General features: G+C 62.5%; 9 protein-coding genes. 5 read left to right on the top strand and 4 right to left on the bottom strand.

Going from position 1 to position 8,472, the window contains the following annotated elements; all coding sequences use genetic code 11:
- Positions 1-151: 151 nt before the first annotated feature.
- From ABY403_RS10355 to ABY403_RS10345, 3 genes are all read left to right on the top strand, one after another.
- Complete coding sequence (locus tag ABY403_RS10355) at positions 152-1,246, top strand: C4-dicarboxylate TRAP transporter substrate-binding protein (protein WP_372840724.1); 1,095 nt, start codon at positions 152-154, stop codon at positions 1,244-1,246.
- A gap of 110 nt (positions 1,247-1,356) precedes the next feature.
- The gene (locus ABY403_RS10350) at positions 1,357-1,890 is read left to right on the top strand and encodes a TRAP transporter small permease (RefSeq protein WP_372840723.1); all 534 of its coding nucleotides are present in this window, start codon (positions 1,357-1,359) and stop codon (positions 1,888-1,890) included.
- Complete coding sequence (locus ABY403_RS10345; protein WP_372840722.1) at positions 1,887-3,203, top strand: TRAP transporter large permease; 1,317 nt, start codon at positions 1,887-1,889, stop codon at positions 3,201-3,203. The genes ABY403_RS10350 and ABY403_RS10345 overlap by 4 nt, the downstream gene beginning before the upstream one ends.
- A gap of 115 nt (positions 3,204-3,318) precedes the next feature.
- Here ABY403_RS10345 and ABY403_RS10340 read toward each other — a convergent pair whose 3' ends face one another.
- Genes ABY403_RS10340 through ABY403_RS10330 form a run of 3 tightly spaced genes read right to left on the bottom strand, consistent with a single transcriptional unit; the run spans position 3,319 to position 6,379 of the window.
- Positions 3,319-3,996: an ABC transporter ATP-binding protein gene (locus ABY403_RS10340; RefSeq protein ID WP_372840721.1), complete on the bottom strand. Its 678-nt coding sequence runs from the start codon at positions 3,994-3,996 to the stop codon at positions 3,319-3,321.
- On the bottom strand, positions 3,993-5,198 hold the full coding sequence (locus ABY403_RS10335; RefSeq protein WP_372840720.1) for an ABC transporter permease: 1,206 nt from the start codon (positions 5,196-5,198) through the stop codon (positions 3,993-3,995). The genes ABY403_RS10340 and ABY403_RS10335 overlap by 4 nt, the downstream gene beginning before the upstream one ends.
- Complete coding sequence (locus tag ABY403_RS10330; protein WP_372840719.1) at positions 5,198-6,379, bottom strand: efflux RND transporter periplasmic adaptor subunit; 1,182 nt, start codon at positions 6,377-6,379, stop codon at positions 5,198-5,200. Before ABY403_RS10330 ends, ABY403_RS10335 begins: the two co-directional genes overlap by 1 nt.
- 179 nt (positions 6,380-6,558) lie before the next feature.
- On the opposite strand from ABY403_RS10330, the gene ABY403_RS10325 reads away from it, so the two are divergent.
- Both ABY403_RS10325 and ABY403_RS10320 read left to right on the top strand, forming a co-directional pair.
- Positions 6,559-7,503 (top strand): DnaJ C-terminal domain-containing protein, encoded by a 945-nt coding sequence (locus tag ABY403_RS10325; protein WP_372840718.1) that lies wholly within the window; start codon positions 6,559-6,561, stop codon positions 7,501-7,503.
- A complete protein-coding gene (locus ABY403_RS10320) occupies positions 7,500-7,832 on the top strand; it encodes a chaperone modulator CbpM (protein WP_372840717.1) in 333 nt (110 codons plus the stop codon). Before ABY403_RS10325 ends, ABY403_RS10320 begins: the two co-directional genes overlap by 4 nt.
- Before the next feature lie 145 nt (positions 7,833-7,977).
- Here ABY403_RS10320 and ABY403_RS10315 read toward each other — a convergent pair.
- The coding region (locus ABY403_RS10315) for a fasciclin domain-containing protein (RefSeq protein ID WP_372840715.1) at positions 7,978-8,472 on the bottom strand (495 nt) is incomplete at its 5' end.

The raw sequence follows: 8,472 nt of genomic DNA, 5'->3' as shown, positions 1-8,472 counted from the left end.
GCACTCTACTGCCCGATGTCACGGTTGTTCCGTGCGGCGGGAACGACGATTACCGAGACGTGGCGCAAGGCCTGAGGAGGGACTTGGCGTCGCGGTAAAAGAAGAAGGCGAAAGGGACCACCTTCGTTTCAACCAGTTTGGGAGGACTGAAATGTTGAAGACTCTATGCAGACGACAGTTTTTTGTGGCCGGTGCGCTGGCTGGCGTAGTTGGCGCATTGGGGATGCCTGCGCAAGCGCAGACAGTGATCCCGATGGTCGCGATCGACGGCTATCCGGCCAACTCCATGTGGGTAAAGGAGTTCTCGGAGTTCTTTATCCCGCGCGTCAACGAGCGTCTTGCCGCGACAGGAACCTACTCGATTGCTTGGCAAGAGGCTTATGGCGGCCAGATCGTCAAGCCGCGGGGCGTGCTTGAAGGCATCAAGCTTGGCCTCGGCGATATCGGTATCGTCACGACGATTTTCCACAACTCGGCGCTGCCGAGCCAAGCGATTTCGGGCGTGACCCCCTTCGTGTCGGCGGATGCACGCGTCGTTGCGCGCGCCGTGGATGAAATCGCCACCGAGTTCCCGGCGACGCTGGAAGAATACGCGGCAGAAAACCAGGTCTACCTGGCCACTGCGGTGGTGTTGGATACCTATCAGGTGTTCTCGAAGAACCAGCTCACGGACGTCTCTGATCTCGAGGGGCTGAAGGTCGCTGGCGCGGGCATCAACCTGCGCTATCTTGAAGGCATCCCGAACGCCGCTGGGGTTCAGGGCGGGCTGACCGACTTCTACAACATGCTGCAAACCGGCGTGGTTGACGCAGCCTTGCTGTGGCCGGAAGCCGCGAACACCTACAAGATCGCGGAAGTTGCGCCCTTCATGTTGCGGGCAGACCTCGGCGCGGTGAACACCAAGACCGTCACCGTGAACGCCGACACCTGGGCCAAACTGCCCGAAGAAGTGCGCACCGTGCTGCGTGAAGTGGCGATCCAGTATCGCGACCGTGTCGCTGACGTTGCAATGGAAGAAGCGGCTGCCAGTGTTGCCGCCTATGTCGCGGCCGGTGGCACGGTGACTGACCTGTCGCCCGAAGCACGCAGCGCATGGGCCAACAGCATGCCCGACATCGCCACCGAATGGGCCGCGGGCCTCGATGCGGTCGGGCGTCCCGGCACCGCCATGCTTCAAGCCTACATGGCCAAGCTGCGCGCAGCAGGGCAAGTGCCCGCACGCAACTGGGATGGCGCTCCGTCCTGATCTGAGGACCAGTCACTCCATGAGGGCCGCAGGGGCATACCCTGCGGCCAGTTTCCCTGAAGGCGAGCGAGGCAGTCATGTCCAATTCGGGTCGGGACGGAAGAATAAGCATGCCATTTCAATCGTTTCTGAGATCTATGGAAGGCGTTGCAAAGCTACTCAATGTTATCGGCACACTGGTCGTTTTGGCACTGGTGGTGGTGATCAACGCCGATGTGTTCGCGCGCAATGTGCTTCATGCGCCCTTCAGGGGCGTGTTCGAGGCCGTGCAGCTTTTGATGGTGTTGATCGTTTTCCTTCAGCTTCCTGACGTAGTTCGAATGAACCGGCTTACCCGGTCAGATGGCTTTCTGGCGATCTTGGCGGATCGCTACCCACGGATCGGAAACCCGCTTGCGCGGATCATCGATCTGATCTCAGCGGCATTCATGCTGCTGATCGTCTGGACGATCTATCCAGAGTTCACCTCCACGCTGGAAAACGGCCGCTATTTCGGCGTCCGCGGCGTGTTCACCTTGCCGGCTTGGCCTCAATACCTTGCGATCACGATTGGTGCGGCGCTGTCGGCGCTACTTTTCATCGGCAAGGCAATCTCTGGCAGCCGTCATCCGGCGCAATTGAAACTTGAGGATTCCGGCGCATGAGCCCCATCGAAATCGGCCTCATATCGGTCGCAGCAATTGTCGTGCTCATCTACCTCGGGGTCTATATTCCCGTGGCGCTGGGGATGGTTTCGCTGGCTGCGGTCTGGTTGATCCGCGACAACCCGCAGCTTGCATTGAACCTTTTGAAGTCTGCCGTAGCCGAGGGCGTGCGCGAATATACCTTCGCCACGATACCGCTATTTACCTTCATGGGACTGATCGTTTCCAAGGCGGGCTTAGGAAAAGACGTCTATGTGGTCATGAACAGCCTGTTCCGCCGTGTGCGCGGCGGGATTGGCATGGCGACAGTCGGTGCCAACGCGCTGTTTGCGGCCGTGACCGGCTCTTCAATTGCCTCGGCATCGGTCTTTACCAAAGTGGCTGTGCCAGAAATGCTGAGCCTTGGATACACGGCGCGCTTTGCGGTGGGCGTCGTCGGGGGGTCTTCGGTTCTGGGCATGATCATTCCGCCATCGGCCATGCTGATCATCTACGCGCTCGTCGTCGAGCAATCGGTGGGCGACATGTTCTTGGCCGGGATCGTGCCCGGCATATTGCTGACTTTCGCCTATATTTTCGCCATCATGTTCATGTGCCGCTTCACACCGAACTTCGTTGGCGGCAATGCACGGGGCCAGCAGGTCGAGCACGCGGGCGTCCCGGTGGAACTTAGCCATGTGCTGGGCTGTGCCGGCATCGTGGCACTGGTCGGGGTTGTGCTGGGCGGGATCTATACGGGCAAGCTGACGCCGATCGAGTCCGGCGCGGCCGGGGCGACGCTGGCACTGTTCATCGCAGTGGCGCGCCGCACTATTACCGCCAAGGGCTTCTGGAACGCGCTGCTCGAAACCGGGCACATTACCGCATCAATCCTGTTCCTCATCACCGCTGCGGCGCTTTACCAGCGCATGTTGGGCATCGCCGATTTGCCGAACTCAATCGCTGAAGTGCTTAGCTCTTACGAGCTTGGCTTTGCTGCGGTGATGGTGATCTACGTTTTGATGATGCTGTTTCTCGGCACTATCCTCGATACCGCGTCGATCATTCTGATCGTCGTGCCGCTGTTCCTGCCGATCGTCGAACCGATGGGGGTCGATCTTGTCTGGTTCGGCATCGTTACCGTTGTGGGTGCGGAAATCGGGCTGCTGACACCACCGCTCGGGATTTCGTGTTTTGTTATCAAAAGCACGCTGGACCGACCGGACGTCTTGCTGAAGGACGTGTTCATGGGGGCCCTGCCCTTCGCCGGTGTCATGCTGATCGTGTTGATCTTGCTGATCGTCTTTCCTGTGCTTTCGATCGGTATTCTATAAAGGGGTGCCGCGCCGCTGATACAGTCATCGGTGCGGCACCTGCAAAGACGGGTGCGCGGTTACGCGGCTTGTCAGATAGAGGCGATGTTCTTGCCCTAAGCGCAAGAACATCGCCTCATCCGTTTACCACCCCGTCTTGCATCTGTATCCGCCGTCGGCAAAGCCCCGCGATCTTGTCGTCATGCGTCGAGATCAGAAAGGTCGTGCCCTCGTCGCGGTTGATCTCGGCGATCAAGGCCATCACCTGCATGGCCGAGGCGCGGTCAAGATTGCCGGTGGGTTCGTCCGCCAGTATCAACTCTGGCCGGTTCATCAGCGCCCGCGCCACCGCCACGCGCTGCTTTTGCCCCCCCGAGAGCTTTGCCGTAGGGAAATCGATCCGGTCGGCCAGCCCCATGCGCACCAGCAATTCGCGCCCTCGCGCGCGTGCCGAGGCGGTTTCGCGCCCCTCGCGCACCGCAGTGGGAAAGACCACGTTTTCCAGCGCGCTGAAATCGGGCAGAAGATTGTGAAACTGGAACACGAAGCCGATGTGCAGATTGCGAAACGCCGTCAGTTCCCTATCGTCGGCCGCAACCAGATCTTGCCCCAGCATCCTGTAGCTGCCCGACGTCGGTTTCATCAGCGTGCCGAGAATTGTCAGAAGGGTGCTTTTACCCGCTCCGGACGGCCCAAGCAGCGCCGCCATCTCACCAGCCTCTAGCAAAAGCGACATCCCGCGCAGCACTCGGGTTTCCGCCTCGCCCGCGCCGAAGGTCTTGACCAGCCGTTCGACCTGCACCAGCGCGCTCATTGCCCGATCGCCGTAACCGGATCGACCCGCGCGGCCGACCGCGCAGGCAGGATCGAGGCCAAAATTGCGCCAAGCACGGTTAGCGCTATGGCCAACCCGTAGGAGCCTTGGGTGATATCCATCGGCAAAGTGCCGGGCCGGAACGCATCTCGCGTGGGAAAGGGCAGCAGCGCCAGATAGCCAAGCCCCGCCCCCGCCAGCCCGCCCATCAACCCGATCAGCGCGCCTTGCGTGACAAAGACAAAGACCACAAAGCCCCGCCCTGCCCCCATCGCCCGCATGATGCCGATTTCCGGGCGCCGCCGGTAGGTAGAAAGCAAAAGCGCCGAAGCCACACCGATGACGATGGTAATCAGCGCAAATCCTTTGAGAAAATATCCCGTCTGCGCCTGCGCGTTCAGCGCCTCCATCAGTTGTTCGGCCCCGTCGGTCCAAGGCACGGCATCCAGCCCGGTCTGTGCGCGGATCCGCGCGGCGATGGCGTCGGCGGTGTTGAGATCGCGCAACTTGATCTCGACCCGCGTCAGACCCTGCGGCAGGGCAAACAGCGCGCGCGCGGTAGGCAGGCTGACAAACACGCTGCTGGCATCCATCATTCCGTTGCCGGTTTTGTAAATGCCGCTCAGCGTCAGCATTTGCGACACACCGGCCGATGATTGCAGCCGCAAGGTCTGCCCAAGGGAAAGCTGCAAATCTTCTGCCAGACTTTGCCCCAGCACGATCACCCCAGACCCGACCCTGCCCGCGCCTTCGACCATATAGCCATCAAGATCAAGGATCGCGGATTCGCGCCCCGCCTCGACGCCCGTAACGCTGACCTGCGCCACCAAGGCCCCACGGGTCAGAAACCCCGCACCCGCGATCTGCGGCGAGACAGCTATCACGCCCGGCACCGTTTCGATCAGCGGAATATAGGTGGCCGCGTCGCCAAGCGTTGCGGTGCGCGCGCTTCCCCGCTCGATCACCGCAAGCACATGCCCCTCGGGCGCGATCAGAATCGCAGGGTCGGTGTTTTCGGCCTTGATCGTGATGTGGCTGATGTCGCCCACCGTGCGCTCGAGTATGAACTCGGCCAGCCCGCCAATCAGCGCCGACATGAAGATGAAGATGAACACCCCCACCGCCACGCCCAGCACAAGAAGCGCGCTCTGCGCCTTGTTCGCGGTCAGGTAACGGGCGGCGATTTTGAGTGCGTAAAACATCAGGGCAGCACCACGCGGACGGCTTGCCCCTCGATGATGTCACTGGTGTCGGCGATCAGTATATCGCCCTGCGCCAGCCCCTCTGTCACCACCAACCGCTCGGCGGGCCATTCGGTCACCTCCACCGCGCGCCGCATCGCAGTGCCATCCACCACGACAAAGACCGCAGCACCTTCTGCGCCAAACTGGATCGCCGCACGCGGTGCGGTGATCGCGGCGGCGAGTTGCTCGACAACGATATTGGCGGTTACGGTCAGCCCGACGGGTGCGGTAACGGGCTCGTCGAAGGCAAGTTTCACCGTCAGCCCGCCAGTCGCGGCCTCGACCTGCTGCGATACGAAACTGACGCGCCCCTCGCGCTTGCGCGCCTCGCCCGCCAGTTGCAGCACAGCAGGCAGACCGGCGCTGATCTGCGTGGCATAAGCCTCGTCCACATCCGTCTCGACGATCAGTTGGCCAAGGTCGGCTATCGTGAACAAAACGCTCGAAGCGTCGATATTCTGCCCAACGGAGGCATTTACCGCCAGAACCGTTCCCGACATCGGCGCGCGGATGGTAAAATTGGCAAGTCTGATCTGCGCCTGATCAAGCAGTGCGCCCATCCGCGTCACCTCTTGCGCCGCTGTCTGCGCGGCGGCTGCGGCACGGTCCAACTCGGTGCGCGCGACATTGGCACCCAGCGCATCGGCGCGTGCTAGCGCCGCCTCGGCCTGTTCCTGCGCCACCAGCGCGGCATCCAGCCCCGCCGCCGCCTGACGCACAACCGCCTGTTGCGCGGCGGCATCGACCCGGGCCAGCTCCGCATCTGCCTGCACAAGATCGCCTTCGTCTGCCAGCACGGCGGTTAGCGGGCCACTGACCTGCGCGCGCACATCAACCGAATAAAGCGCCGCGATGCGGCCGTTGACCGCCAGAACACGAGTGACCGGCGCAGGTTCCACGATTTCAACAGCAACCGCGGGCGGCCCCGATGCCCATGGCTGCAAATAGAACGCGACCACGGCCAGAACGGCAAACGCGATACCCGCCACGCGCCACCAAAAGCGGGCGCGCGGCGGCGGCGGAACGGGCGGTGCGGCCGCGGGCGGGTCAACAACCACCGGCAGCCGCGGCGCGCCCGCCTCGGCACCACTGGCCGCTGGCTTGTCAGCAACAACAGGGTCCTGCTTTGGCGTTGACATAGTCTTGCCCCTTTACCAACCTCGGATGCCTTGGGCAGACGGCAAACGGTGCGTGATCGTACTACGAACACTCTACCTGCTAGCGTATCGGCACCCACTGACATGGATCAATGACCGTTATCCGACAGGATGGCACAAAGATGTATGCTGCTATGCCAGCGAAGCCGGAAAGCTGACGGATGACCACCGATCCCTATGCGGCGCTTGGCCTGACAAAATCTGCCACGGCAGAAGAGATCAAAAAGGCCTATCGACGGCTGGCCCGCACCAGCCACCCAGACCTGCACCCCGATGACGCAGACGCAATCGCGCGCTTCAAGGCCATTTCGGCAGCCTATGATCTGCTGAAAGACCCCGAAACTCGCGCCCGCTTCGACGCCGGTGAAATCGACGCCACAGGCGCAGAACGTCCGCAGCGCCGCTATTACCGCGATTTTGCGGATGCCCCCGACAACCCCTACCAGCAGGCGCGCGGTTTCGAGGCACGGGGCGATCCTGCGGATATCTTTGCCGAAATCCTGCGCCAGCGTTCTCGGCAAGGTGGCGAGGGCTTTGGCGGGCGCGGTTTTGCAGCGCCCGGCCCTGATTTTCGCTACGCACTCGAAGTGCCGTTTCTGGATGCCGCGCGGGGCGGAGAAATGCATCTAACCCTGCCTGAGGGCGGCAGCATCGCCGTGCGCATCCCGCAGGGCGCGCGGGAAGGCCAGACCCTGCGCCTGCGCGGCAAGGGCGGGCCGGGCTTTGGGGGCGGCCCGCCGGGGGATGCGCTGATCAACCTATCGATCCGCCCGCATCCGGTGTTCAGCCGCGAGGGCGACAACATCCTGCTGACCCTGCCGATCACGATCGACGAGGCGATCTTGGGTGCCAAGGTCACAGCCCCCACGATTGCCGGCCCGGTCAGCCTGACAGTGCCCAAAGGGGCCAGTTCTGGGCGCGTTTTGCGCCTGCGGGGCCGCGGCATCAAGCGGGCGGGGGCGAAGACTGCGGGGGATCAATTGGTCGAACTGCAAATCGTGGCCCCCCCGGCAATCGACGACGCCCTGCGCGATTTTCTAACCAATTGGCGCAAGACCAACGCCCACGACCCGCGCGCGCGCTTGCTGAACGAGGCCGCATCATGACCGACCGTTTGACCGAAGATGATGTCATCGCCGCCATTCCGGGCCTGACCCGCGCGCGGCTGATCGGCTTTATCGAGGCAGAGGTGGTGATCCCGATCCGGGCCGAAACCGGCCCGGTGTTCCGCCAGATCGACCTTGCCCGGATGGAGCTTCTCTGCGATCTGCTCGACGACCTTGATCTGGACGAGTCCGCGCTGGCCGTTGTGATGTCGCTGATAGATCAATTGCATACGGCGCGGCAGGATTTGCGTGCCCTTGCCCGCGCGCTACAGTCCGAACCGCCCGAAGTGCGCGCCCGTATCGGTGCCGCTTTGCGCGGGGCGGATTGAAAGGAACCGGGCATTTAGCGCCCCCCGCCCCTCTGAATGAAAAGCGGCCCCAGCATCGCTGAGACCGCTTCCTTGGAAACCGCGCAAACCTCTGCGCGGCCCGGGAGATAGGCACCCTGCCCTTGGGGGCAAGGCGCAGGCCGCCTTACATGCAGGCAGGCGCGGTGCCCGGCAGCAGAACCTTATCGACCACGTGGATCACGCCATTGTCGGCCATGATATCGGCAATCACGACATTGGCGACCGTTCCGGTGCCATCATCAACCGTAACCCCGCCATCGGCTGCGATGACACAAAGCTTCGCGCTTTCAAGCGCAGGCTGAACGCTGTTCTGCCCAGCCATGATCATGCCGGCTTCGATTTTACCCGGCACAACGTGGTAAAGCAGGATGTCGGTCAGCTGGCCTTTGTTTTCAGGCTTCAACAGGGTGTCGAGCGTCCCCTCGGGCAGTGCCGCAAAGGCGTCGTTCACCGGCGCGAACACGGTGAAGGGGCCGGGGCCGGAAAGCGTATCGACAAGATCAGCAGCCGTCACAGCCGCAACGAGGGTCGAAAAACGCTCGTCGCCCGCAGCGACTTCGACGATGTTGGCGGCGCTCGCGGCCGAAGCGGCAAAGCTCAGTGCAAGGGCTGCGACGGT

The sequence above is a fragment of the Phaeovulum sp. genome, assembly GCF_041596715.1.
Lineage (GTDB): Bacteria > Pseudomonadota > Alphaproteobacteria > Rhodobacterales > Rhodobacteraceae > UBA6213.
Note: the sequence above shows the minus strand (reverse complement) of the source record. Positions and strands in the feature narration are given on the sequence as shown.

Bases quoted from the DNA above. Each gene is read 5' to 3' on its own strand.
- ABY403_RS10330 (WP_372840719.1), bottom strand. From the start codon at position 6,379: ATGTCAACGCCAAAGCAGGACCCTGTTGTTGCTGACAAGCCAGCGGCC.
- ABY403_RS10355 (WP_372840724.1), top strand. From the start codon at position 152: ATGTTGAAGACTCTATGCAGACGACAGTTTTTTGTGGCCGGTGCGCTG.
- ABY403_RS10320 (WP_372840717.1), top strand. From the start codon at position 7,500: ATGACCGACCGTTTGACCGAAGATGATGTCATCGCCGCCATTCCGGGC.
- ABY403_RS10340 (WP_372840721.1), bottom strand. From the start codon at position 3,996: ATGAGCGCGCTGGTGCAGGTCGAACGGCTGGTCAAGACCTTCGGCGCG.
- ABY403_RS10325 (WP_372840718.1), top strand. From the start codon at position 6,559: ATGACCACCGATCCCTATGCGGCGCTTGGCCTGACAAAATCTGCCACG.
- ABY403_RS10335 (WP_372840720.1), bottom strand. From the start codon at position 5,198: ATGTTTTACGCACTCAAAATCGCCGCCCGTTACCTGACCGCGAACAAG.
- ABY403_RS10350 (WP_372840723.1), top strand. From the start codon at position 1,357: ATGCCATTTCAATCGTTTCTGAGATCTATGGAAGGCGTTGCAAAGCTA.
- ABY403_RS10345 (WP_372840722.1), top strand. From the start codon at position 1,887: ATGAGCCCCATCGAAATCGGCCTCATATCGGTCGCAGCAATTGTCGTG.